Source organism: Herbidospora sakaeratensis (genome assembly GCF_001570525.1).
GTDB classification, from domain to species: Bacteria; Actinomycetota; Actinomycetes; order Streptosporangiales; family Streptosporangiaceae; genus Herbidospora; species Herbidospora sakaeratensis.
The window spans coordinates 993,046-1,016,754 of the sequence record NZ_BBXC01000007.1; the positions used below are offsets into that span (position 1 = coordinate 993,046).

Consider the following 23,709-nt stretch of genomic DNA (forward strand, 5'->3'; position numbering starts at 1 on the left):
GGAGCGGCGCCGGGCGTCCTCGTCACCGCCCGGCACCGCCGTCTCAGAGGGTGCGCCGGGCCATCAGCGTCGACAACGCCGTGAGCTCGGCCGCCGGGCGGGCCGCGCAGCCCGCCTCCGCCAGGTGCACGGGCGCCCGCGCGAGCAGCCCGTCGGCGGTCTCCCGGCACCAGTCGCGGCCCCCGGCCCGCTCGACCAGGTCGGCGGCCCTGGCCAGCTCGGCGTCGGACAACACGGTGCCCGACCGGTAGATCGCGGCCAGCTCCGCGGCCTCCCCGGTCGCGGAGGTGAGCGCGGCCACCACCGGCAGCGACTTCTTCCGGTTGGCCAGGTCGGAGAACACCGGCTTGCCGGTCACCTCCGGGTCGCCCCAGATGCCGAGCAGGTCGTCGGCCAGCTGGAAGGCCAGCCCCAGCTCGGCGCCGAACGTGCGCAGGTGCTCGATCGCCCGCGCGTCGGCTCCCCCGTAGAGGGCGCCCAGCGCGCAGGCGCACGCGATGAGCGCGCCGGTCTTCGACCCGGCCATCCGGATGCACTCCGGCAGCGTCACGTCGGCCCGGTCCTCGAACCCGACGTCGGCGCTCTGCCCGTCGAGCAGGTCGAGCACCGTCGCGTTCAGCAGGCCCGCCCCCTCGTGGGCCAGCGGATGGCCGCTCTCGGCCAGCCGCGCGAACGCCAGCGACACCAGCGCGTCACCGGCCAGGATCGCCTGGCTCACCCCGAACACCCGCCACGCCGTGGGCCGGTGCCGCCGGGTGGCGTCGCCGTCCATCACGTCGTCGTGCAGCAGCGAGAAGTCGTGGACGAGCTCGACCGCCACCGCGGCAGGCAGCGCCCCCTCGGCCGTCCCGCCCACCGCCTCGGCGGCCAGCAGCGCCAGCGCCGGGCGCACCGACTTGCCGGAACCGTTCGCGGTCGGCCGGCCCCGCTCGTCCCACCAGCCCATGTGGTAGCCGGAGATGTGCCGCATCGAGGCCGGCAGGGTGGCGGCCGCCTCCCGGATCGCCGGCTGCACCAGGTCGCGGCTCCAGGCGAGCACCTCCGCGACGTCGCGAGCCCCCGTCTCGGTCGTCGTCATCGATGCCCGAGTTCCACGTTCTCCAGGACGCCGAGCGCGTCCGGGATCAGGATCGCCGCCGAGTAGTAGGCGCTGACCAGATAGTTGATCACCGCCCGGTCGTCGACGCCCATGAACCGCACGTTGAGGCCGGGCTGGTATTCGTCGGGGATGCCGGTCTGGTGCAGGCCCACCACGCCCTGGTTGTCCTCGCCGAGCCGCATCGCCATGATCGAGGTGGTGCGGGCCTCGCTGATGGGCAGCTTGTTGCACGGCAGGATCGGCACCCCCCGCCACGCGGTCAGCCGCACCCCCTCGACCTCCACGTTGGTCGGGTAGACGCCCCGCTTGGTGCACTCGCGGCCGAACGCGGCGATGGCCTGGGGGTGGGCCACGAAGTACTGCGTCTTGCGGCGGCGGCAGAGCAGGTCGTCCATGTCGTCGGGGGTGGGCGGGCCCGACCGCGACTGGAGCCGCTGCTTCAGGTCGGCGTTGGCGAGCAGGCCGAACTCGCGGTTGTTGACGATCTCGTGTTCCTGGCGCTCGCGCAGCGCCTCGATGGTCAGCCGGAGCTGCTGCTCGACCTGGTCCATCGGGTCGTTGTAGAGGTCGGCCACCCGCGAGTGCACCCGCAGCACGGTCTGCGCGACGCTCAGCTCGTACTCGCGGGGCGAGGTCTCGTAGTCGACGAACGTGCCCGGCAGCGCCGCCTCGCCGTGGTGGCCGGCTGCGAGCGCGATCTCGGCCTGCCCGTGCCGGTCCTGCGGTCGTTCGGGGCTGCTCCGGTACGCGTCCACGTGGGCCCGCAGCGTCTCGAAGCGGTCGGCCAGCTCCTCGAACGCGCGCCGGCCCAGCGTCAGCACCGTGCCCGCCGTCGTGGCCTTCACGGTGAACTCCCACGTGCCGGGCGCGAGCAGGGCGTGATCGCCGACGTGGTCGCCGTCGCCGAGGAGGCCGAGCGCGGTCTCGCCCCCGTAGGCGCCGGTGCCGACCTTGGTGAGCTTGCCGTGCGCGACCAGGATGACCTCGTCGGCCTGGTCGCCCTGCCCGGCGATGACGTCGCCGGCGGCGAAGTCGCGCTGGGAGAACCGCCCCGCGAGGGCCTCGAGGGCCTCGGGGTCGTCGAAACCGCGGAGGAGGGGGAGTTCGGTGAGCTCGGCCGGGATGACCCGCACCTGGCCCGACTGGACGGTGAAGGTGACCCGCCCGTCGCCGACGGCGTAGGACAGGCGCCGGTTGACCCGGTAGGCGCCGCCGGAGACCTCGACCCAGGGCAGCACCTTCAGCAACCACCGGCTGCTGATGCCCTGCATCTGGGGGACGGTCTTGGTGGTGGTGGCCAGTTTCCTGGCTGCCGCCGTGCCCAGGCTCAGTTGATCGTTCACGGCACTCCCTTGCTGGTGGGAATCAAAAAGGGCGGCCCGGGAATTCACGCGTGGGCCGCCCTGGGGGAACCTTTTTCTAATGACCGACTTCGACGTTCTCCAGAATTCCGAGGGCGTCGGGGACGAGGATCGCGGCCGAATAGTAGGCGCTCACCAGATATTTGATGATGGCCTTCTCGTCGATGCCCATGAAGCGCACCGAGAGGCTCGGCTGGTATTCGTCGGGGATGCCGACCTGGTGGAGGCCGACCACCCCCTGCTTCTCCTCGCCGAGCCGCATCACGATCATCGAGGAGGTGCGGGTGTCGGTCACCGGGATCTTGTTGCAGGGCAGGATCGGCACCCCGCGCCACGACGGGAAGTGGTGCCCCCCGACGTCGACGCTGGTCGGGTAGACCCCGCGGGCGCTGCACTCCCGCCCGAAGGCCGCGATGGCCAGCGGGTGGGCCAGGATGTACGACGGCTCCCGCCACACCAGCGACAGCAGCTCGTCGACGTCGTCGGGGGTCGGCGGGCCCGACCGGGTGTGGGTGCGCTGCTTGAGGTCGGCGTTGGCGAGCAGGCCGAACTCGCGGTTGTTGACGATCTCGTGCTCCTGGCGCTCTCGCAGCGCCTCGATGGTCAGCCGGAGCTGCTGCTCGATCTGGTCCATCGGGTCGTTGTAGAGGTCGGCCACCCGCGAGTGCACCCGCAGCACGGTCTGCGCGACGCTCAGCTCGTACTCGCGCGGTGAGGTCTCGTAGTCGACGAACGTGCCGGGCAGCGAGGGCTCGCCGTGGTGGCCGGAGGAGACCTCGATGGCGGCCTCGCCGTATTCGTCCTGCGGGCGGCCCGAGCCGGCCTGGTAGGACTCGACGTGGGCGCGCAGCGCGTCGGACTGGTCGACCAGCCGCTCGAACTCGCCGCGGGGGAGGGTCAGCACGGTGCCGGCGGTGGTGGCCTTGACCGTGTAGTCCCAGGTGCCGGAGGCCAGCAGGGTCTGGTCGCCGATGTGGTCGCCGTCGGCCAGCAGGCCCAGGGCGACCTGGTCGCCGTAGGGGCCGGTGCCGATCTTGGTCAGCTTGCCGTGGGCCACCAGGATCACCTGGTCGGCGGGCTGGCCCGCCTCCACGATGACGTCGCCGGCGGCGAAGTCGCGCTGGGTGAAGCGCTCGGACAGGGCGGTCAGGGTGTCGGGGTCGTCGAATCCGCGGAGCAGGGGCAACTCGGTGAGCTCGGCCGGGATCACCCGGACCTGGCCCGACTGGACGGTGAAGGTGACCCGCCCGTCGCCGACGGCGTAGGACAGGCGGCGGTTGACGCGGTAGGCGCCGCCGGAGACCTGGACCCAGGGCAGCACCTTCAGCAACCACCTGCTGCTGATGCCCTGCATCTGCGGGACGGTTTTCGTGGTGGTGGCCAGTTTCCTGGCCGCCGCCGTGCCCAGGCTCAATTGCTCGTTCTCAACGGTCAACTCGACTCCTGTTCCTGCGGCGAAGCGAAAACAATTCAGGGGGGCCCGCGCGAGAAACCTCATTGGGCTGGCCGAACGGATCAATAATGCAGGGGCGATCTTCGGAGTGTCAATTGCGAGTTTGCATTCGAATGACTCAACCCCAAAACACCGAAATAGGTGGTGATTATCCGTAGTGGGTCCGTTACCCCTTTTGGTAGATTGTTCCCGTGTTAACCTCTGAAAGGGCCGCGTCTGTGGGGTCGGGGCCCGTAGGAGGCGAGGGCAGTGCAGCAGCGTGCACTGGCGACCCGTGAACGGCTGCTCCGGGCGGCCGCCGAGATCTTCGCGGCCAACGGGTACGCCGGGACCAGCCTGACCGAGATCCACGAGCGGGCCGGTGTGACCAAGGGCGCGATCTACTTCCACTACCCGAACAAGGAGTCGGTGGCCGAGGCCATCGTCGAGCGGCAGCTCGAACGCTGGCCCGCCCTCGTCAAACGGTTCTGCGGCGAGGAGTCCGACCCGGTCGTGGTGGTGGTCGCGCTGACCTTCGCCATCACCCGCGCGTTCCGCGACGAACCGGTCATGCGCGCGGGGGCCCGGCTGGCCCTCGACCGCAACGTCGGCGCGTGGGAGGCCGCGTTCACCCAGGTGCTCCAGCCGGCCGAGCGGGCCGGCGAGCTCGCCGAGGGCGTCACCGCCGAGAAGGCCGCGCGGGTCGTCGTCAGCTCGTTCTTCGGGGTCTTCCAGGTCAGCGACACGCTCGGCCGGGCCGACACCGAGGAGCGGCTGCGCGAGATGTGGCGCGTCGTGCTGTTCGGCATCCAGGCCGAACCCTCGCCGCGGACCACCGTCCGGCGGGCCGAGGCGCTCGCCCTCACCTGAGCGACAGGTTCTGCTGTCCCCCCTTCAGTTCGCCCCGAGTCGGCCCTATAAAAATACATTCCGGTCGGTTTTTTTCGGGGACGTCTAACGCGCTGAAGGGACCGTCATGGAACGGATCGGCACGCTGGCCAAAGCCATGATCGTGCTGCGCACTCTGGCCACGTCGCCGGAGCCGGTCAGCCTCACCACCCTGGCACGCCAGGTCCAGATGCCCAAGTCCACGGTCCACCGGCTGCTCGCCGCTTTGGAGGCCGACGACCTGGTGGGCCGTACCGGAGCCGACTACCGCGTCGCCGCCACGCTGCGCCCCTACGCGCAGCCCGAGCGGGTCCGGCACTTCCAGTGGTTGCGCCGCATGGCCACGCCCCACCTGCTGGAGCTCTACGAGAACACCCGCCAGATCGTCTCGATCGCGGTGCTGACCGACCGCCAGGCCGAGTACGTGATGACGCTCTATCCGCGCACCCACACCAAGGCGTTGTGGCGCACCGCCGAACTCGCCCCCGCCCACTGCACGGCGGCCGGGAAGGTGCTGCTGGCCTACCAGGGCGGCCCGCCCGACCTGCGCGTCCCGCTGCGCCGCCACACCGATCGCACCATCACCGACCCGGGCGTGCTCGACCGCCAGCTGGCCGTGATCCGCCGCCAGGGGGTGGCGTGGTGCGTCGAGGAGTACGTCCAGGGGCTCAGCGCCATCGCGGTCCCGGTGCTCGGCGTGCCCAACTTCGGGGTGGTGGCGGTGGGCGTGTCCGGGCCGATGAAGCTGCTGCAGGCCGGCCCGGCCGAGGCGGCGGTGCGCCGGGCGGGACACGAGCTGGCGGTCACCCTGCGGACGGCCCGGCTGGCCGGATGAACGGCCCCCGCCTTAGGTGCCATTTGTTCCAATATTTGGAACGTGTCGTGGCGTCCCGGAAAAATCCCGACTTACGCTCTCGGTCCGAGAGCACGCCCCCCTCTCCGACCGAGGAGCGCCCCATGCCTCCACAACGGACCTGCGCAGCGATCCCCCGCCCCCGGCTCCTGTCCGGGCTCGCCCCGAACGCACCGCGCGGCCGGGCATCCGCGCGGCCGGGCAGCGGGCCCGGCCAGGACGGTCCCGCGCTCGACGCGCGCGACACCCGGGTGATCGACGCGCGCACCGACGAGATCCTCTACGGCCCCGTGCTGCGGCGGGCCGTCCAGCGGGCCGCGCTGCGGCTGGCGCGGCTGCCCGGCGGGCTGCTGATGCTGGCCGCGTCGGCCACCGCCGAGGTGATCGTCACCTACCTGGCCGCCCTGCGCGCGGGGCGGCCGGTCGCGCCGGTCGATCCGCGGCTCGTCCGCTCCCGCGCGGGCGACCTCGTGACCCGGTTCGCGCCGGCCGCCCTGCTCGGGGCGCCGGGGGCACCGCCGCCCGGATACCGCGCCGACGGGCGGGCGTGGGTGCGCACGGACCCCGGCGCCCCGGTCCACCCCGATCTGGCGGTGGTGCTGCTCGACGGGCCCGGCGGGATGCGACTGTCCCGCCGGGCCGTGCGGGCCGAGGGCGAGGCGGTGGCGCGGGCGCTGCGCATCCGCTCCGGCGAGGCCACGCTGACCAGCCCGCCCCTCTTCACCGGCGCGGGGCTGGCGCTGCTCAACGCCCACCTCGCCGCCGGTGCGGCCGTCGTCGCGGCCGAGGGCTCGGTCGCGGGCGCGGAGTTCTGGGCCGCCGCCGAACGGTGGGCGTGCGGGTCGTTCGCCGCCTCCCCGTGCGTGTTCGCGCTGCTGCACCGGCTCGGCTGGGCGCCCGTCCGGCACCGCTCCCTGCGCACGCTGACCATGGTCGGCGGCGCGCCGCCGGAGGGCTTCGCCTCTCTGCTGTACGGGGTCGCCGCCACCCCGCCCGGCCAGGCCCGCCCCGGTTCGGTCGGCCCGGCGCTGCCCGGCGGGCGGTTGTCGATCACCCGCGGCGAGGTCGTCTACGAGGGCGACACCGTCGGCATGGGCCCGGCCCGGTCGGCCCGCGACCTGGCCCGGGGCGACGACCTGCGCGGCGTGCTGCGCACCGGCGAACGCGGCCGCCTCGACGCCGACGGCTTCCTCCACCTGGCCCGCGACCACCGCTACCTGTTCGACTCCGGATTCGGCACGGTGGCCTGAACACGGTGGCCTGAGAGCGGACGGCCCGCGCGCGAAACAGGAGCCCCCCACCCGCTCCCGTCTTGGTTCGCCGCGCGCGGGCCGTTCAGGTCAGCAGCCGCACCAGCTCGACCCGCGACCGGATGTCGAGCTTGGCGAAGATGTTGCGCAGGTGGTGCTCGACCGTCCGGGGGCTCAGGTAGAGCTGGGCGGCGACCTCCCGGTTCGTCGCGCCGTCGGCGACCATGCGGGCGATCTGGAACTGCTGGGCGGTCAGCTCCTCGGCCGCCTTCGGCCGGGCCGTCCTGACCGGCTCGCCGGCCGCGCGCAGCTCGCTCCGCGCCTGGTCGGTCCAGAGCCGGGCCCCGTAGCGGTCGAAGGTGTCGAGGGCGCTGTAGAGGTGTTCCCTGGCGGCGCCCGGACGGCGGTCGCGGCGCAGGGCGGAGCCGTACAACAACTCGGTTCTGGCCGTCTCGAACTCCGAGAAGCCCTGGTGATGCAGGTCGAGGGCGGCGCGGAACAGGTCGTCGGCCTCGCCCGGCGGGGCGAGCAGGGCGCGGGAGCGCACGGCGAGCGCCCGCCGGTCGGGGCTGGCCGTGCTGTCGGCCCAGCGTTCGAAGACGCGCAGCGCGCGGACGGCCTGGTCGCGCTCGCCGGTCCGGGCGGCCGCCTCGACGAAGTGCGGGGTCGCGGTGACCTGCACGACCAGGTGGGTGTTGCGCACGTCGGCCCGCGCGGTCGGCCGCAACCGCTGCACCGCCGCCGCCGGCCGGCCCGAGGCCAGGTCGATCTGGGCCAGCGCCCAGTTGCCCAGCGCCCCCGCGATGCTCACGCCGTGGGCGCCGGCCAGCTCGATCGCGGCGCGGGCCCGGGTCTGCACGGTCTCCTCGTCGCCCTGGACGGCGGCCATCATCGACAACCAGCCCAGGTGCTGCCCGGCGCTGCCGCGCTGACCGGTCTCCTGGGCCAGCCGCAGCCCCTCCGAGGCGTTGGCGGCGGCCGAGGCGAACCGGCCGAGCCAGAACTCGCTGTTGATCGCGAACTCCAGCACCTGCGGCACGGTCGCCACCGCGCCCAGCGCGCGGGCCGTCTCGACGGCGCGGGTGGAGAGCCGGAACGCCTGCGCGTCGTCGCCCAGCATCAGGCTCGACACGGCCGCCCACACCAGCACAGACGGGCTGTGCACGTGCGGCGCGAGCTCGACCACCCGGCGCAGCGGCCCGGCCGCCTCGCCGTGGCGGCCCCGGAACGAGGCGGCCATGCCGGTCAGGTACTCGAACATGAGCCGGATCGCGGGCGGGTCGTCGTCGCGCCGCAGCGTCAGGGCGTCGCGGGCGATGGCGACGAACCGCTGGTGGTCGCCGGCCAGGTAACTGGCCTCGGCGGCGCGCACCAGGGCCCTGACCGCCATCGTGCGGTCGCGGTCGAGCAGAGAGGAGGCGACCGCGAGGAGCTCGTCGCGGGCGAAGCTGGTCTCGCCGCCGCGTAACTCCAGCCGCGCCCGGATGCTCTCGGCCTGCTGCCGGAGCTCGGCCGAGACCGCGCCGGTGCGCAGCCGGTCGAGCAGGGCGTGCGCGCGGTGCGGGCGGCCTTCGAGGCGGGCGTACTGGGCGGCGGCGGCCAGCCGGGCGGCCTTGGCGTCGGCGCGGGTGCTCAGCTCGGCGGCCCGCTCGTAGGCCAGCGACAACGCCGGGAACGGGCAGGGCGAACCGGTCGCGGTGGCGGCGGCGTCGAGTTCGTCGGCCAAATCCTCGGGCGGCCCGTCGAGGGCGGCGGCCCGGTGCCAGGCCCGCCGGAGGCGGTGGTGGGCCAGCGCTCCGGCGAGCGATCGGTGGGCGGCGCGGCGGGCCAGCAGCGACGTGCCGTGGTAGACCACCGGCCCGGCCGCCGGGTCGCGGAACCGGAACCGGTCGCCGGCCACCTCGACGACCCCGGCCCGCTCGGCCGCCTCCAGCGCCGTGAAGGCGTCGCCGTCGAACGCCCGCACCAGCGTGGCCGTGTCGAGGCGCGGGTCGGCGGCCAGCAGGAGCAGCAGGGCGCGCGTCGGGCCGGGCAGGTCCTCGATCTGGCTCGTGTACGCCCGCCACAACCGCCCCTCGCGCGGCAGGGTCGCCGGAGGGGCGGCCGTCCCGGCGAGCTGCTCGGGCGTGAGGGCGGCGGCGAGTTCGGTGAGCGCCAGCGGGTTGCCCCGGGCGATCTGGTCGAGCGCGGCCCGCAGGTCGTCGGGCAGCCCGCCGGGCACCAGGTCGTCGGTGAGCTCCCGGGCGGCCCGTTCGTCGAGGTTGTCGAGCTGCCGCACCGGCACCGCCCCCGCCCACACGTCGGAGCGTGCGGCCGCGACCAGCGCCACGGGTTCACCGGCCAGGCGCCGGGCGGTGAACAGCAGGGCCTCGCGGCTGGGCGCGTCGAGGTGGTGCAGGTCGTCCACGACCGCGACGACCGGACGCTCGGCCGCCGCCAGCGACAGCAGCGTGAGCACGGCGGCCGGGACGACCAGGCGGCCCGCCGGCGCCCCCAGGTCCAGGGCCTCGGTCAGCGCCTCGCCCTGCGCCTTCGGCAGCGCCGCCAGCCGGTCGCGCAGCGGGCGCAGCAGGCCGTGCAGCCCGGCGTAGGGCAGGTCGCGTTCGCACGCCACCCCGCGCGCGTGCAGCACCAGCAGGCCGGCCGCCTCGGCGGCGCAGAGGTCGAGCAGCGCCGACTTGCCCGTTCCCGCCGCGCCGACGAGAAGGAGGGCGCCGCCCGACCCGGCCCGCGCGCCGGCCGGCACCTCCCGCAGCGCGGCCAGTTCGGCCTCACGGCCCCGCAGGTGTTGGGCTGCTGACATCTCCTCAGTGTTACGGCCGCCTGACATCGCTGAAAGAGGGATATGCCGGAAAAGTCGTGACACCTTTCGTCACCTGCGACGCACAGGCCAAGACTGGTGATTCCACCGATGCGCGACCCGGTCACCGCTGCCGAGACTCTGCACCGTTCCCCGGACAGGCGACAAGGCGATGGTGCCCATGCTTGAAATCGGCCGGCTGACCGTGCGCTTCGGCGGGGTCACCGCACTCGACGCGGTCGGCCTGGTGGTCGGCCCGGGAGAGGTGGTGGGCCTGATCGGCCCCAACGGCGCGGGCAAGAGCACCCTGTTCGACTGCGTGACACGCCGCCGCGACCCCGACGACGGCGTCATCCGCTTCGCGGGCCAGGACGTGCTGGCCCGCCCGCCCCACCTCGTGGCCGGCACGGGCATCGCCCGCACCTTCCAGCACCCGGCCGTCTTCCCCGGGTTGTCGGTCCGGGAGAACGTCATGACGGGGGCGCACCGGTTCGGGGCGGCGGGCTTCTGGCGGGCCGCCTTCGCCCGCGACGGCGAACGGCGGTTGCGCGCGCACGCCGACCGGGTGCTCGACCTGTTCGGCCTGCTCGGCCTCGGCGACCACCCGGCCGCCGGGTTGCCCCACGGGGTGCTGAAGCGGGTGGAGATCGCCCGCGCGGTCGCCGCCGAGCCTCGGCTGCTGCTGCTCGACGAACCGGCCGGCGGGCTCGGCCCGGAGGAGGCGCTGGCTCTGTCGGGCCTGATCAGGGACCTGCACCGGGCGACCGGACTGACGGTCGTGGTGGTCGAGCACCACATGGAGTTCGTGCTCGGCCTGTGCGGGCGCATCGTCTGCCTCGACCTCGGCCAAAAGATCGCCGACGGGCCGACGCACGTGGTGCGCCGCGACCCGGCCGTGATCGCGGCCTGCCTGGGGGCCCGATGAGCGGCCTGGAGGTCGGCGGGCTGCGCGCCGGATACGGCGCGGTGCGGGTGCTGCACGGGGTCGACCTGGTCGTGGGGGAGCGCGAGGTCGTGGTCGTGCTCGGGCCCAACGGGGCCGGGAAGACGACGCTGTTGCGGGCGCTGTCGGGGCTGGTGGCGGCCCGGGGCGTGGTCAAGGTCGGCGGGACGCCGGTGCTCGGGCTCGCGCCCGAGGAGATCGTGCGGCGGGGCCTGGGGCACGTGACGGAGGAACGCGGCGTGTTCGGGCCGCTGACCGTGGAGGAGAACCTGCGGGCCGGGGCGTTCGCGCGGCCGTGGCCGCGCCGGGGCGTCGACGACGACCTCGCGCGCGTGTTCACCTACTTCCCGGTGCTCCAAGCCCACCTGCGGCAACCCGCCGGCACCCTCAGCGGCGGCGAGCAGGGCCTGCTCGCGATCGGGCGGGCGCTGATGGGGCGGCCCCGGGTGCTGCTGCTCGACGAGCCGTCGCGCGGGTTGTCCCCCGGGCTGACCGACCGGCTGTTCCAGACCCTCGCGGTCGTCGCGGCGCGCGAGGGCGGCACGATCGTGGTGGCCGAGCAGAACGCGCGGGCCGCCACCCGGGTCGCGCACCGCGTGTACACCCTCGACGGCGGGCGGCTGGCCGCATGATCGGGCAGATCGTCCACGGGCTGGGGACCGGCGCGGTCTACGCGGCGCTCGCGCTGGCGCTGGTGCTCGTCCACCGGTTCACCGGCGTCGTCAACTTCGCGCAGGGCGAGCTGGCGATGGTGTCGGCCTACGTGGCGTGGCAGCTCGTCGAGGCCGGCCTGTCCTACTGGGCGGCGCTGCCGCTCACCATGGCCGTGGCGTTCGCCGCCGGCGCGCTGGCGCAGCGGGTCGTCATGCGGTGGGCCGGCGACGCGGCGCTGATCATGACGATCGGCCTGTACGTCCTCGTCCACGCCCTGGCCGCGCAGATCTGGACCTCGGCGCTGCGCACCTTCCCCAACCCCTTCCCCGGCGGGCCACTGGGGGTTGCCGGCCCGCTGGCCGTGGTGGCCGCCGTGCTGGCGCTGCTCTACCTGGTGATCCGGCACAGCGGCGCCGGGCTGACGCTGCGCGCGGTCGCCGCCGACCCCCGGGCGGCCCGGCTGGCGGGCATCCGCGTGGGCCGCGTGCACGCCCTCGGCTGGGGCCTGGCCGCCGTCGCGGGCGCGGTGTCGGGGGTGCTGGTCGCGCCGGTGGTGTTCCTGGAGCCCGGGATGATGGGCAACGCGCTCGTCTCGGCCCTGGCCGCCGCGGCGGCGGGCGGGTTCGTCCACCCCGTCGCGGCCGTCGCGGGCGGGCTGCTGATCGGGGTGGCCGAGACGCTGGCCGGCACCTACCTGTGGGCCGACCTGCGGGTGGTGGTGCCGCTCGCGGTCCTGCTGGCGCTGCCGGCCGTCCGGTCCGGCGGGCTCGCGCGGGTGCGGGCATGAGCGCGCGTCCGGCCACGGGGCTGCGCGCGGGCACCGGGCACCGCCGCCCCGCCGTCGGACAGTACGCGGGCGACCGGCGGCGGGCCTGGCCCTACCCCCGGACGACGCTCGGCGCGGCCGCCGCCGGGGCCGTCGCGGTGCCGTTCCTGGTGCCGCCCTACCCGCTGCACCAGGTGACGCTCGTGCTCGTCTACGTCGTGGCGCTGCTCGGGCTCGACCTGGTGACCGGGCACGGCGGGCTGATCTCGCTGGGCCACGGCGCGTTCTTCGGCGTCGGCGCCTACACCGCCGCGATCCTGCTCTCCTCCGGGGCGCCCTATCCGGTCACGCTGCCGGCCGCCGGGCTGGTCGCCTACGGGCTCGGGCACGCCTTCGGGCGGCCGGCGGTCCGGCTGAGCGGGCTCTACCTGGCGGTCGTGACGTTCGCGGTGGCGGTGGCCGTACCGCCGCTCATCAGGCGGCTGGCCCCGGGCGGCGCGATGGGGCTGCCGGTGCGCACCCCGGGCGCGCCCTCCTTCACCGGCCTCGACGACGACCAGTGGGTCTACCTGCTCGTGCTCGCCGTCGCGGCGGCCGCGTTCACGCTGATGCGCTCGGTGATCCGGTCGAGCCTCGGACGGGCGCTGGTGGCGCTGCGCGCCGACGCGGGCGCGGCCGAGCTCCTCGGCATCCACCCCTCCGCCACCCGGGCGCACGCCTTCGCCTGGTCGGCCGTGTACGCGGGCCTGGCCGGCTGCCTGTTCACCTGGACGACCGGGTTCGTCGCGCCCGAGTCGTTCACCGTCACGTTGTCGATCACCCTGCTGGCCGGGATCGTCATCGGCGGCCTCGGCACCGTGTCGGGCGCGGTGATCGGGGCGGTCGTGGTGACCTTCCTGCCCGCGCCGGGCCTGGTCTCCGGCCTGGCCCTCGTCCTGGTGCTCGCGGTCGCCCCCCACGGGGTGACCGGGCTGGTGCGGCGCGCGCCGGCGTTCCTCGGAAGGAGGCGCCCGTGAGACGACTCGCCCTCGTGGCGCTGCTGCTGGTCTCGGCCTGCCGGCCGACCTCGGCGGAGGTGGTCCTGAGCGGTCCTGCCGGATGCGCCGGGCAGCACGCCGACGGGCTCACCCCCGCGACGGTGCGCGTGGGCGGCGTCTATCCGCTGTCGGGCCCCGCCTCGGCCTACGGGGCGGTCGCGCAGGGGGTGTCGGCGTACTTCGCCTGGGCGAACACGCGCGGCGGCGTGGCCGGACGCCAGGTCGAGTTCCTGGTCCGCGACGACGGCTACCAGCCCGCCCGCGCGGTCGAGGAGGCGCGGCGGCTGGTCGACTCCGACCGGGTCTTCGCGCTGTTCCAGACGCTCGGCACCCCCTCGACGGCCGCCGTGCGCGCCTACGCCGACCGGCGGAAGGTCCCGCAGCTGTTCGTCGCCTCCGGCGCCTCCGAATGGGGGGACGCCGCCTATCCGTGGACGATCGGCTTCCAGCCCACCTACGCCGCCGAGGCCCGCGTCTACGCCCGCCACCTGCTCCGGACCCGCCCGCACGCCACGGTCGCGGTGCTCTACCAGAACGACGACTTCGGCCGCGAACTGCTGACCGCCTTCGAGGACGCCGTCGCCGGGACCGGCGTCCAGGTGGTCGCCCGGCGCGGCTACGAGGTGATGGACGCCGACGTCCAGGCCCAGATGGCCGGCCTGGCCGAGTCGGGGGCCGGGGTCTTCCTCAACGTCGGCACCCCCAAGTTCGCCGCCCAGGCCCTGGCCGCCGACGCCGCCATGACGACGTGGAACCCGCTCCACCTGCTCAACGGCGTCGCCAACACGCCCTCGGTGATCGCCGCGGTCGGCCCGGCGGCGCTGCGCGACGTGCTGACGACCGGCTTCTACAAGGACCCGGTCACCTGGGAGACCGACCCGGACGTGCGGACCTTCGTCTCCGCGGTCCGGCGGCACGTGCCCGACGCCGACCCGGCGAGCTCGCAGGTGATGTTCGGCTGGACGTCGGCGGCGGCCTTCGCGGCGGCCCTGGAACGGATGGAGTGCCCGTCGCGGGAGGGCCTGATGGCGGCCGCCCGCGATCTGCGGGACGTCGAGATCGGCACCCTGCTGCCCGGCATCACCGTCTCGACCGGCCCCGGCGACCCCTATCCGGTGGAGGACCTGCGGGTGTTCCGGTTCGGCGACTCGGGGTGGGAAGCGGTTTAATCGGTTTTGCGATGTCTCACATTCACGTTGACCGTAAAACCCTGGAGGCGGGCGCGGTCTACCGCAACCTGCTCGTGTCGTCGACCGGCCTGACCCCCGACGAGCCGACGACCGTGACGACGGGCTGCGGGATCGAGGCGCCCTACGCCCTGACGTCGGTCCGGCCCGAGAGCGTGACGTGCCTGCCCTGCCGCGAGCACGCCGCCGCCGAGCACCTGCGCTACGCCGACCAGGTGGAGCGCCTGAGCCGGATGACCGGATCGGTCGTCGCCCCCGCCGAGGCCGACGCGGCCGCGGCGTGGGCGCGCGACACGGCCCGGAAGTTCGCGAACTGAGCCGCGCAGCTCGGCCGTTTCATGGTGATCATGTGATGACCGGCGGATATTCGGGGAGACGCGGTGGTTGATCGGTTGTTGCTCGACGTCGGCGACGCCGCCTGCCCGCCCGATCCGCCCGACCTCCGGTGGTATCTGGAGGACTACCGGCGGGTCCCCTACGGCGTCGGCGCCGCCCGGGGGGCCGAGGTCGCCGCCGCGCTCGCGGAGTGGGGCGAGGCGCTGTTCGCGGCCGTCTTCGCCGCCGACGACCGGCGGGCGGCCTACGAGGCGGCGCGCGAGGCGGCCGGCCCGGTCGAACTGGTGATGCGGGGCGGCGACCTGCCGTTCGAGCTGCTGCGCGACCCGGCGCGCGGCCGGTTCCTGGTCCTCGACCAGGTCGCGGTGGTCCGCGCCGCCCCCGGCGCCGAACCCGGCGAACCGGCGGCGGTGCCCGGCGAACGGCTGCGCGTCCTCTCCGTGGTGACCCGGGGAGAGCAGGCGATCGTCGCCCGCCCGCTGCTCGACCGGCTCGGCGGCGACGTCGACCTCGTCGTGCTGCGCCCGCCCACCGTGGCGAGGCTCCGCGAGGTGGTGGCCGGGTTCCACGTCGTGCACTTCGACGGCGGCGGCCTGCCCGGACCGGCCGGCGAGGTCGCCGAGGCGCTCGGGCACGCCGACGTGCCGCTGGTGGTCGCCAACGCCTGCCCGCCCGGGGACGCCGCCGTGCTGGCCGAGGCCGCCGGGTCGGTGGTGGCGCTGCCCCACCGCCTTGACGCGGCCGCCGCCGCCGACTTCCTGGCCGCCCTGTACGGCCGCCTGATCGCCGGCGACACCGTCACCGCCGCCGTCACGGCCGGTCGTGAGCGCCTGGCCGAACGGCCCGAGCGCCCCAGCCTCCGGGGCCCGCTGCGCCTCGACGACTGGCTGGTGCCCGTCCACCACCTGCGCCGCGACGCGCGCTTCCCCGACCTGCTCGATCCCAAGGGCGACCCCGCCGCCGACCGGGAGGCGTTCGTCGGCCGCGACGACCTCTTCCACGAGCTCGAAGACCACCTCCACCACCGGCGGGCCGCCGTCCTGCACGGGCCGCCCGGGATCGGGAAGACCGCGCTGGCCGAGGCGTTCGGCCGCTGGTGGGCCCGGACCGGCGGGGCCGAGCCCGGCGGCGTGGTCCGGCACGCCGCCTCCGGCCCCGACGGCGTCGTCGCGGCCCTCGGCCGGTCCCGCCTCGGCGCCGAGTTCGCCCGCGCGGGCCGCGACCGGCGCCGCGAGCTGGTGCGGGAGCTCCTCGCCGAACGGCGGCTGCTGCTGATCCTCGACGGCCTCGACGCCCTCGACGGCCTCGACGACGAGGGGCCCGCCGCCCTGCGCGACCTGGTGGAGGACATCACCGGTTCGGCGGGCGGCGCGGTGCTGATCACCAGCCGCGCCCCGGAGACCCGGCTCGGCGACCTGCCCCGGATCGAGGTGGCCGGACTGAACGCCGACGACGCCACCGGCTACGCCGACCGGCTGCTCGCCGCCGTCCCCGGCGCGGCGGCGCGCCGCCAGCGGTGGCTCTTCTCCGACCTGATGGCGGCCCTGGCCGGGCACCCCCTCGCCATGCGGCTGACCCTGCCCCGGCTGGCCGACACCGAGCCCGAGGAACTGCTCGACGCCCTGCGCCACCGGGGGCTCGGCCGCGACCTGCTCGGCGCGGGCGTGCACCACGCCCTCACCTACCTGTCGGCCGACGAGCGGCGGCGGCTGGGCGCCGCGGCCCTGTTCCCGGGGGTGGTGATCACCGACGTGCTGGCCGTGTTGTCGCGGTTCTGGTCGGCCCCCGACGCCTTCCGCGGCCTCGGCCCGGCGGCCTGGCGCGCGGAGCTCGACCGGGCCGTCGCGACCGGCCTGCTCACCCGGGTGCGCGTCAGCACCGAGACCGCCCACGGCCTGGGCACCGGCCCGGCGCTGGCCATGGCCCTCGGCATGTACGCCGTCCACCCGGCCCTGCGCCCCTACCTGGTCGAGGAGTGGCGGGCGGCCGGTCAGCGCGCCTTCGACCAGGAGTACGCCACCACCCGGTTCGCCCTGCTGGAGTCGACCGCCGAGTTCGCCGAACGGCTGCACCGGCAGCTCACCGAGGGCGACGCCGAACTGGCCGCCCGCGTGTTGCGCGTCCAGTACGACAGCCTGGCCGGGGTGTTCGGCGCGGCCCTCGACGGCCGCCAGTGGGGCACCGCGCAGCGCATCGCCACGGTGCTCACCGCGCGCTGGTCGGACGACCTCGACGACGACGCGCGCGAGTGGACCGCCCGGGGCCGCCGCGCCCTGGAGTTCGCCGGCGGCATCGCCCCGGCCCTCGACGGCCCCGCCGGGGAGTTGTGGTTCTCCCTGGTGGCCGGCGACGCCGAACGCCACCTCGCCGTCGGCCGCCTGGCCGAGGCCGGCCGCGCCTACCGCGACCTGCTCGCGGCGCTGCCGCAGCGGCCCCCCGGCGCGCAGCTGGCCGCCGTCCAGCACCAGCTCGGGCGGGTGGCCGAGGAGCGGGCGGAGTGGGACGAGGCCGAGGAGTGGTACCGCACCTCCCTGGCCACCGGCGAGGAGATCGACTACCGGCCGGTCATGGCCGGCAGCTGCCACGGCCTCGGCCGGGTGGCCTTCGAACGCGGGCGGCTCGACGAGGCCGACCGGTGGTTCCGCCGGTCGCTGGACGCCAACGGGCGTCTCGGCGACCGGCGGATGACGACCGCCACCTGTCGCCAGCTGGTGAGGGTGGCCGTGGCGCGGGGCGACGCGGACGCCGCGATCGACTGGCTCGTGCGCTGCGTCGCCCCGGCCGGGCCCGGCGAGATCGCCGACCGGTGGCGGGAGATCACCGGCGAGCCGGTCCCGCCCTTGATCCACGACCTGGTGGCCGAAGAAGGAGGCTAGGCGGGCGGGGGAACCTGGTACTCCTTGGCCAGGTCGGAGATCGTGTGCTCCTTGAAGATCACCGATCCGCCGATCGCGGCCTTGTCGGGCTTCACGATGTACGTCGACAACGACGCCGGCTTGTCGTAGACGGAGAAGTCCTGCGGGGTGCCGCCGAAGCCGCCGTCCCAGGCCGTCTGGGTCCGGTGGGCCTTGATGATGCCCTCGCGGCTCAGGTCCTTGGCCGCGCACGCGGCCTTCAGGGTGTCGCCGATGATGACGGCCTGCGTGTAGCCCGAGGCCACGCCGGAATCGAGCGGCTCACCGGGGAACTTCGCCTCGTAGTCCTTGATGAGCTTCTCGTACACCGGTAGCGGGGCCGAGATGGGCGCCCCGGCCGTGGCCACGTAGTAGTCCTTGAGCAGCGCGGGCGCGGCGGGCGTGTCGAGCAGCAGCGGGCTGTAGGCCGAGTTGCTGCCGACGAAGGGCACGTCGAGGCCCGAGGCGAGCGCCACGCCGACCAGCGAGGCGGCCTGGCGGGGGCCGACCGAGACGAGGATCGCGTTCACGCCGGCCTTCTTGAAGGCGGTCGCCTGGGCGGTCATGTCCTGGTCGGTGGCCTTGATCTTCTGCTCGACCAGTTCGAGGCCGACCTTCTCCGAGGCGAACTTCGAGCCGTTGAGCGCGCTCTCGCCGTAGTCGCCCTCGAAGTACAGGTGCCCGATCTTGTCGCCGGACTTGAGGCCCTTCTCCTTCGTCAGGAAGTCGACGGCGTTGATCATGTCGACGTCGTAGGTCGTGCCGGTGACCTGGATCGCGTCGCTGCCGAGCAGGCTGGTCGCCCACGCGTTCGGGAGCGTGAGGATCTTGTCGGCGGTGATCTTCTCCTTCAGCGCCGTCACCATCGGCGAGCCGATGAACTGCGGGATCGCGGCGGTGCGCGGCGCGACCTCCGCGTAGGCCGCCATCGCCTTCTGGACGTCGTACCCGTGGTCGCGGACCACCGTCTCGATGGTCCGCCCGCAGATCCCCCCGGCGGCGTTGAGCTGCTCGAAGTACATCTGCTGGGCCTGCGTGACGCTCTTGCCGAGCGAGGCGTAGGGCCCGGTCAGGTCGGTCAGCAGGCTCAGCGTGATCGTGGTCTCGGTGACGCCCGCGCCGGTCTTCACGCCGTCGCCGCCCGTCGCGGTGGCCGGGGCCGCCCCGCCGGTGGCCTTGTCGCTGGCGCAGGCCGACACGGCGAGCGCCAGGGCCGCGATGACGACCGCGGCCTTCCTGTCAGGGGACATGCGGACTCCTGGTTTCTGGTGAGGGGGAGGGAGGGGAGAGGGGCAGCCGCAGGCGCGGCGGTCGGATACGGATTTTCCTGATCAGCCCGAGGAGGCCGCCCGGCAGGAACAGCACGACCGTCACGACGGCCGCGCCGTAGAGGATGCGGGCGGCTTCGGCGGGGGAGACACCCCCCGGCGTCCCCGGGGCGGCCACCAGCGGGATCGAGTCGCTGTACTTGGTGAGCAGCTGCGGCAGCAGGGAGACGAACAGCGCGCCGAGGACCGCGCCGCCGACCGAGCCCAGGCCGCCGATGACGATCATGGCCAGGTAGTCGAGGGAGAGCAGCACGCCGAAGTACTCGGGCACCGTCCGCTGGAAGACCAGGGCGAGCAGGACGCCGGCGAGGCCGCCGTACATGCTGGAGAGCACGAAGACCCCGGCCCGGTACCGCGCGACCGGCACCCCCATCACGCCGGCCGCGATCTCGTGGTCGCGGATGGTGTTCATGGCCCGGCCGGGGCGGCCCTTGAGCACGCCCTGGGCGAAGGCCATCGACAGCGCCACCAGGACGAGCCCGAGGAACCACAACCGTTCCAGGGTGCCGAACGGCACCTGGAGCACGATCAGCTCCGGGGTGTCGCCGAAGGAGAAGCCGAACAGGTCGAGCTCCGGCACCGCCCGGCCGTTGAAGCCGCCGGTCAGGTGCTCGGCGTTGAACAGCACGTGCTGGCCGCCGAAGATCAGCGCGAACGTGGCGATGCCCAGGTAGGCGCCCTTGAGCCGCCCCGCGATCGGGCTGAACAACCCCCCGGCGACGCCCGCGACGAGCACCGCCAGCACGGCCGCGATCCCGGTCGGCAGGCCCAGCCCGCCCAGCCGCTCGGTCGGCTCGGCGGAGAAGAACACGTACGCGTAGGCCCCGACCGCCAGGAAGAACGCGTGGCCCATCGACAACTGGCCGGTCGCCCCGGTCAGCAGGTTGATGCCGATCGCGCCGATGGCCGCCGACATCGCGAACAGCCCGGTCTGCAGCCAGAACCCGTCGAGGTAGAACGGCACCAGGCAGAGCACCGCCGCCACACCGGTCCAGGCGAGGTACCTATACACGGGCCAGCTCCTTCGTCCCGAACAGCCCGGCGGGCCGGATGAGCAGGATCACGAGCATCACCAGGAACGGCGCCACGTCGCCGATGCCGCGGCCGAGGAACGCCATGTCGTTCTGGTAGCCGCTCATCATCGACTCGGTCACGCCGATGATCAGGCCGCCGACCAGCGCCCCCGTGGTCGAGTCGAGCCCGCCGAGGATCGCGGCTGGGAACGCCTTCAGCGCGACCAGCGAGGTGCTGCGGTCGAGCCCGGGGGTGGGGAAGACGCACAGGAACAGCGCGGCAACCGCGGCCAGGCCGCCCGCCACCGCCCACGCGCTCATCGACACCCGGCCGAGGCGCACCCCCATCAGCGCGGCCGTCTCGGCGTCCTCGGCGGCGGCGCGCATCGCGACGCCCCAGCCGGTGTACTTGAACGCCAGCAGGAACGCGGTGATCAGCGCCGCCGCCGTCACGAGCGCCACGATCCGGGTCTCGGCCAGGGTCACCCCGCCGAACCGGACCACCTCGCTGCCCCAGGGGTCGCCCATGGCCAGCACGTCGGTGCCGATCTGCCGGGTCAGCTCGGTCGTGATCACGATGTCGACGCCGATCGTGACGATCGCGAGCACGCTGTGGGAGGCCACGTTGGCCCGGCGGATCACCAGGAACTCGATGGCCGCGGCGACCAGCGCCGCCGCCGCGACGCCGATCAGCAGCGCCGCCCAGAAGCCCACCACCGGCCACAACCGGGCCACCAGGTAGCCGCCGGCCAGCAGCAGCGAGGCGTGCGCGAAGTTCACCACCTCGGTCGCCTTGAAGATGATGACGAAGCCGAGCGCGATGAGCGCGTACACGGCCCCGATGGAGATCCCGTTGACGAGCAGCTCCACGAACGTGGTCACGTGCCCTCCGTCCCGAGGTAGGCGCCGATGACGGCGGGGTCGGCCTGCACCTCGGCGGGGCTGCCGTCGGCGATGCGCCTGCCGAAGTCGAGGACGGTGACCCGGTCGGCCAGCCGCATGACCATGCCCATGTCGTGCTCGACCAGCACGATCGAGATGCCGAGGCTGTCGCGGACCGAGAGGATGAGCTCGGCCATCTCCTGGCGTTCGCCGCTGTTCATCCCGGCCACCGGCTCGTCGAGGAGCAGCAGCCGGGGCTCCATGCACAGGGCGCGGGCCAGCTCCACCCGCTTCTGCACGCCGTAGGGCAGCAGCCCGACCGGGAACGCGAGCTTGCCGGTCAGCCCGACGAACTCGGCGATCTCGGCGACCCGCGCGGCGTGCCGCCGTTGCTCCCGCCGGGCGTTCGGCAGCCGCAGCCCGGCCGAGACGAACCCCGACGAGGTGAGCCGGTGGCGGCCCAGCAGCAGGTTGTCGTGCACCGGCAGCCGGGGCGACAACGCGATGTTCTGGAATGTCCGGGCCACGCCGAGCGCCGCGATGCGGTGCGGCTTCAGCGTGGTGAGCTCGGCGTCGCCGAACCTGACCGAGCCCGAGGTCGCCTTGTAGACGCCCGACAACACGTTGAAGCACGTCGACTTGCCGGCCCCGTTGGGCCCGATGACGGCGTGCACGGTGCCCGGGGCCACGGTGAAGCTCACGGCGTCGAGGGCGGTGAGCCCGGCGAACCGGACGGTCACGTCGCGGACTTCGAGCGGTTCCATACCGTCCGGTTGGTATGCCGTCGTCATACTACGACCACCTCGACAGGGTGCGTGTCTCGAGCGCGCCCTCCACGGCGTCGCCGATGCCGAGGTAGCGCCGGCGCACCTCGTCGCTCTCCCTGAGCTCGGCGGCGGTCCCTTCGAGGACCACCTCGCCGACCTCCAGGACGTAGGCGTGCGAGGCCAGCGACAGGGCCATCGCCACGTTCTGCTCCACGAGCAGGACCGAGGTGCCCAAACTGTTGATCTCCTTGATCGTCTCGGTGATGCGGGCGGCCATCAGCGGGGCCAGCCCCAGGGTGGGCTCGTCGAGCAGCAGCGTCGTCGGCCCGGCCATCAGCGCCCGCCCGATGGCGAGCATCTGCTGCTCGCCGCCCGACAGCAGCCCGGCCCGTTGCCGCGCCCGCTCCTTCAGGACCGGGAACAGCGCGGCCACCTGGTCGTGCGCCTTCGCGTAGTCGCGCCGGGACCGTCCCAGGCCGCCCGCCCGCAGGTTCTCCTCCACCGTCATCCGGGCGAACACCCGGCGTCCCTCGGGCACCTGCACGACCCCGCGGCCCACCACCGACGCGGCGTCGAGCCCGGTCAGCCGCTGGTCGCCCAGTGTCACGACGCCCTGGCAGCTGCCCCGGTGGAAACGCAGCGTGCCGGAGATCGCCCGCAGCAGGGTCGACTTGCCCGCGCCGTTCGCCCCGAGCACGGCGACGATCGACCCGGACGGCACCCGCATGGACACCCCGCGCAGCGCCCGCACCGGCCCGTAGCCCACCACCAGATCGCTGACAGCGAGATCGGCCATGACGTGATTCCTCCAAGAGCGTCGGTGGTGCACACCAAACCCCGCGCTCGCACGGCCGTCCAGAGCACGCGGTGAAGTCGCGGTGAAGTCGCGACCCCTGCCCACTCATGACGCGACCCGGTTGTGCAACCGCACAACGGCGTGTCACGAAACGAAACCGAACCTTGTTCCGGAACGGGCCGGGTGGCAGTTTGGGGAGATGCGCTCCCTTACGCAGTCCAACCATGACGCGGAGGTCCGTGAGCTGCTGCGCGGCGCGGCCGGGGCCCTCCTGGCCCGGCTCCCCGAGCTGACCGACGAACTGGTGACGCGGGTCCGCGGCGGCGACGAGGCCTACTGCACATTCGTGCCCGCCGACGACCACTGGCAGAGCACCCGCGAGGGCCTGCGCATCGGCATCACCACGATCCTCCAGGACCGCCACGAACGCCGCGACCTGCCGTTCACCGAGTCGATGGCCCGCCGCCGCGCCGAGCAGGGCCTCCCGGTCGACTCCCTCATGCGCATGTACCGGCTGGCCGCGCAGGTGATGTGGTCGGCCATCGTCGACTACGTCGAGCGCGAGCAGCCGGGCCGCATCGGCGTGCTGGTCAGGGTGGCCACCCATGTCTGGCACGCCATCGACCGGCAGGCGCTGGTGGCCGGCGACACCTACCGCAGAAGGGAGCAGGAGCTGCTCGGCCGCAACCACGAACGCGTGAACGCGCTGCTCGACGCCCTCCTCGACGGCACCACCGACGCCGGCGTGGTGCGCGGCGCCTCGGCCGCGCTCGACCTGCCCGAACGGGCCCGCTTCGCGGTCGTGACGGTGCGGTTCCCGATCCGGCACGACCACGAGGGGCCGCGGCTGCCCGACAAGATCGGCCAGATGCGTTTCATGTGGCGCATGCGGACCGGCCACGAGGTCGGCGTGGTCGCCCTCGGCGACGCCACGCTCGACGACCTGACCGAGGGGCTGCGCCTGGTCGTCAGCGGCGTGGCCGGGGTGAGCCCGGTGGTGGAGAGCCTGGTCGACCTCGGCGACGCCCACCGCCTGGCCGAACTCGCCATGCGCACCTGCGCCGACGCCGGGCCCGAGATCGCCCGCCTCGACCAGCGGCTGGCCACCGTGCTGGTCATCTGCCAGCCCGAGTTGTCGGGCCACCTGGTCGGGGGAGTGCTGGGGCCGCTGCTGGCGCTGGAGGGCGCCGACCGCGACGTGCTGCTGACGACGCTGGAGACCTGGTTGCTCTGCGAGGGCTCGGCCGCCCGCGCGGCCGGGCGGCTCTACTGCCACCGCAACACGATCATCAACCGGATCCGCCGGGTCGAGCAGCTCACCGGCCGTTCCCTGTCGCGCCCGCGCGACATCGTCGACCTCACCCTTGCCTTGGACGCCGTGCGCCTCTTACCCCTCTGATGGAGAGCGCTCTCCGCTAAAGTG

20 protein-coding genes are annotated in these 23,709 nt (G+C 74.0%); 11 read left to right on the forward strand and 9 right to left on the reverse strand.

Annotated elements, in window-relative coordinates:
- Window positions 1-43: 43 nt before the first annotated feature.
- The 3 genes from AW271_RS04070 to AW271_RS04080 all read right to left on the reverse strand — a co-directional run bounded on the left by AW271_RS04070 (window position 44) and on the right by AW271_RS04080 (window position 3,895).
- Window positions 44-1,078: a family 2 encapsulin nanocompartment cargo protein polyprenyl transferase gene (locus tag AW271_RS04070; RefSeq protein WP_062331879.1), complete on the reverse strand. Its 1,035-nt coding sequence runs from the start codon at window positions 1,076-1,078 to the stop codon at window positions 44-46.
- The gene (locus tag AW271_RS04075; protein WP_245652913.1) at window positions 1,075-2,442 is read right to left on the reverse strand and encodes a family 2B encapsulin nanocompartment shell protein; all 1,368 of its coding nucleotides are present in this window, start codon (window positions 2,440-2,442) and stop codon (window positions 1,075-1,077) included. The genes AW271_RS04070 and AW271_RS04075 overlap by 4 nt, the downstream gene beginning before the upstream one ends.
- A 76-nt stretch (window positions 2,443-2,518) precedes the next feature.
- The gene (locus AW271_RS04080; protein ID WP_062331884.1) at window positions 2,519-3,895 is read right to left on the reverse strand and encodes a family 2B encapsulin nanocompartment shell protein; all 1,377 of its coding nucleotides are present in this window, start codon (window positions 3,893-3,895) and stop codon (window positions 2,519-2,521) included.
- A 267-nt stretch (window positions 3,896-4,162) separates the two neighbouring features.
- On the opposite strand from AW271_RS04080, the gene AW271_RS04085 reads away from it, so the two are divergent.
- The 3 genes from AW271_RS04085 to AW271_RS39400 all read left to right on the forward strand — a co-directional run bounded on the left by AW271_RS04085 (window position 4,163) and on the right by AW271_RS39400 (window position 6,883).
- Complete coding sequence (locus AW271_RS04085) at window positions 4,163-4,762, forward strand: ScbR family autoregulator-binding transcription factor (protein WP_062331890.1); 600 nt, start codon at window positions 4,163-4,165, stop codon at window positions 4,760-4,762.
- 106 nt (window positions 4,763-4,868) lie between these two features.
- Window positions 4,869-5,615, forward strand: coding sequence for an IclR family transcriptional regulator (locus AW271_RS04090; RefSeq protein ID WP_062331892.1), 747 nt, complete (start codon window positions 4,869-4,871; stop codon window positions 5,613-5,615).
- A 122-nt stretch (window positions 5,616-5,737) separates the two neighbouring features.
- Window positions 5,738-6,883 carry an acyl-CoA synthetase family protein gene (locus tag AW271_RS39400; protein ID WP_157553884.1) on the forward strand — a complete coding sequence of 382 codons (1,146 nt, stop codon included), beginning with the start codon at window positions 5,738-5,740 and terminating at the stop codon, window positions 6,881-6,883.
- An 85-nt stretch (window positions 6,884-6,968) separates the two neighbouring features.
- Here AW271_RS39400 and AW271_RS04100 read toward each other — a convergent pair whose 3' ends face one another.
- A complete protein-coding gene (locus AW271_RS04100; protein WP_083976051.1) occupies window positions 6,969-9,686 on the reverse strand; it encodes an AAA family ATPase in 2,718 nt (905 codons plus the stop codon).
- Window positions 9,687-9,864: 178 nt separating this feature from the next.
- On the opposite strand from AW271_RS04100, the gene AW271_RS04105 reads away from it, so the two are divergent.
- The 7 genes from AW271_RS04105 to AW271_RS04135 all read left to right on the forward strand — a co-directional run bounded on the left by AW271_RS04105 (window position 9,865) and on the right by AW271_RS04135 (window position 17,482).
- Window positions 9,865-10,608 (forward strand): ABC transporter ATP-binding protein, encoded by a 744-nt coding sequence (locus AW271_RS04105; protein WP_062333080.1) that lies wholly within the window; start codon window positions 9,865-9,867, stop codon window positions 10,606-10,608.
- Complete coding sequence (locus tag AW271_RS04110; protein WP_062331898.1) at window positions 10,605-11,258, forward strand: ABC transporter ATP-binding protein; 654 nt, start codon at window positions 10,605-10,607, stop codon at window positions 11,256-11,258. The genes AW271_RS04105 and AW271_RS04110 overlap by 4 nt, the downstream gene beginning before the upstream one ends.
- Window positions 11,255-12,067: a branched-chain amino acid ABC transporter permease gene (locus AW271_RS04115; RefSeq protein WP_062331901.1), complete on the forward strand. Its 813-nt coding sequence runs from the start codon at window positions 11,255-11,257 to the stop codon at window positions 12,065-12,067. Before AW271_RS04110 ends, AW271_RS04115 begins: the two co-directional genes overlap by 4 nt.
- Window positions 12,064-13,062 carry a branched-chain amino acid ABC transporter permease gene (locus AW271_RS04120; RefSeq protein ID WP_062331906.1) on the forward strand — a complete coding sequence of 333 codons (999 nt, stop codon included), beginning with the start codon at window positions 12,064-12,066 and terminating at the stop codon, window positions 13,060-13,062. The genes AW271_RS04115 and AW271_RS04120 overlap by 4 nt, the downstream gene beginning before the upstream one ends.
- On the forward strand, window positions 13,059-14,252 hold the full coding sequence (locus tag AW271_RS04125; protein WP_062331909.1) for an ABC transporter substrate-binding protein: 1,194 nt from the start codon (window positions 13,059-13,061) through the stop codon (window positions 14,250-14,252). Before AW271_RS04120 ends, AW271_RS04125 begins: the two co-directional genes overlap by 4 nt.
- Window positions 14,253-14,263: 11 nt before the next feature.
- Window positions 14,264-14,587 (forward strand): hypothetical protein, encoded by a 324-nt coding sequence (locus AW271_RS04130; protein WP_062331911.1) that lies wholly within the window; start codon window positions 14,264-14,266, stop codon window positions 14,585-14,587.
- Window positions 14,588-14,650: 63 nt separating this feature from the next.
- The gene (locus AW271_RS04135) at window positions 14,651-17,482 is read left to right on the forward strand and encodes an AAA family ATPase (protein ID WP_157553885.1); all 2,832 of its coding nucleotides are present in this window, start codon (window positions 14,651-14,653) and stop codon (window positions 17,480-17,482) included.
- On the opposite strand, the gene AW271_RS04140 is transcribed toward AW271_RS04135, so the two are convergent.
- From AW271_RS04140 to AW271_RS04160, 5 genes are read right to left on the reverse strand one after another with little or no spacing between them, the layout of a single operon-like run.
- Window positions 17,479-18,750, reverse strand: a complete 1,272-nt coding sequence (locus AW271_RS04140) for an ABC transporter substrate-binding protein (RefSeq protein WP_062331917.1) — start codon at window positions 18,748-18,750, stop codon at window positions 17,479-17,481. The two genes, AW271_RS04135 and AW271_RS04140, sit on opposite strands and share 4 nt — an antisense overlap.
- Entirely contained in the window at window positions 18,740-19,840 is a 1,101-nt protein-coding gene (locus tag AW271_RS04145; protein ID WP_062331920.1) for a branched-chain amino acid ABC transporter permease, read from the reverse strand. The genes AW271_RS04140 and AW271_RS04145 overlap by 11 nt, the downstream gene beginning before the upstream one ends.
- Window positions 19,833-20,723: a branched-chain amino acid ABC transporter permease gene (locus tag AW271_RS04150; RefSeq protein WP_062331923.1), complete on the reverse strand. Its 891-nt coding sequence runs from the start codon at window positions 20,721-20,723 to the stop codon at window positions 19,833-19,835. Before AW271_RS04150 ends, AW271_RS04145 begins: the two co-directional genes overlap by 8 nt.
- Window positions 20,720-21,487, reverse strand: coding sequence for an ABC transporter ATP-binding protein (locus tag AW271_RS04155; RefSeq protein ID WP_062331926.1), 768 nt, complete (start codon window positions 21,485-21,487; stop codon window positions 20,720-20,722). Before AW271_RS04155 ends, AW271_RS04150 begins: the two co-directional genes overlap by 4 nt.
- Window positions 21,488-21,515: 28 nt before the next feature.
- Complete coding sequence (locus tag AW271_RS04160; RefSeq protein ID WP_062331929.1) at window positions 21,516-22,286, reverse strand: ABC transporter ATP-binding protein; 771 nt, start codon at window positions 22,284-22,286, stop codon at window positions 21,516-21,518.
- Window positions 22,287-22,485: 199 nt separating this feature from the next.
- Here AW271_RS04160 and AW271_RS04165 point away from each other — a divergent pair, with 199 nt between their 5' ends.
- Complete coding sequence (locus AW271_RS04165; protein WP_062331932.1) at window positions 22,486-23,685, forward strand: RsbRD N-terminal domain-containing protein; 1,200 nt, start codon at window positions 22,486-22,488, stop codon at window positions 23,683-23,685.
- Window positions 23,686-23,709: the final 24 nt, after the last annotated feature.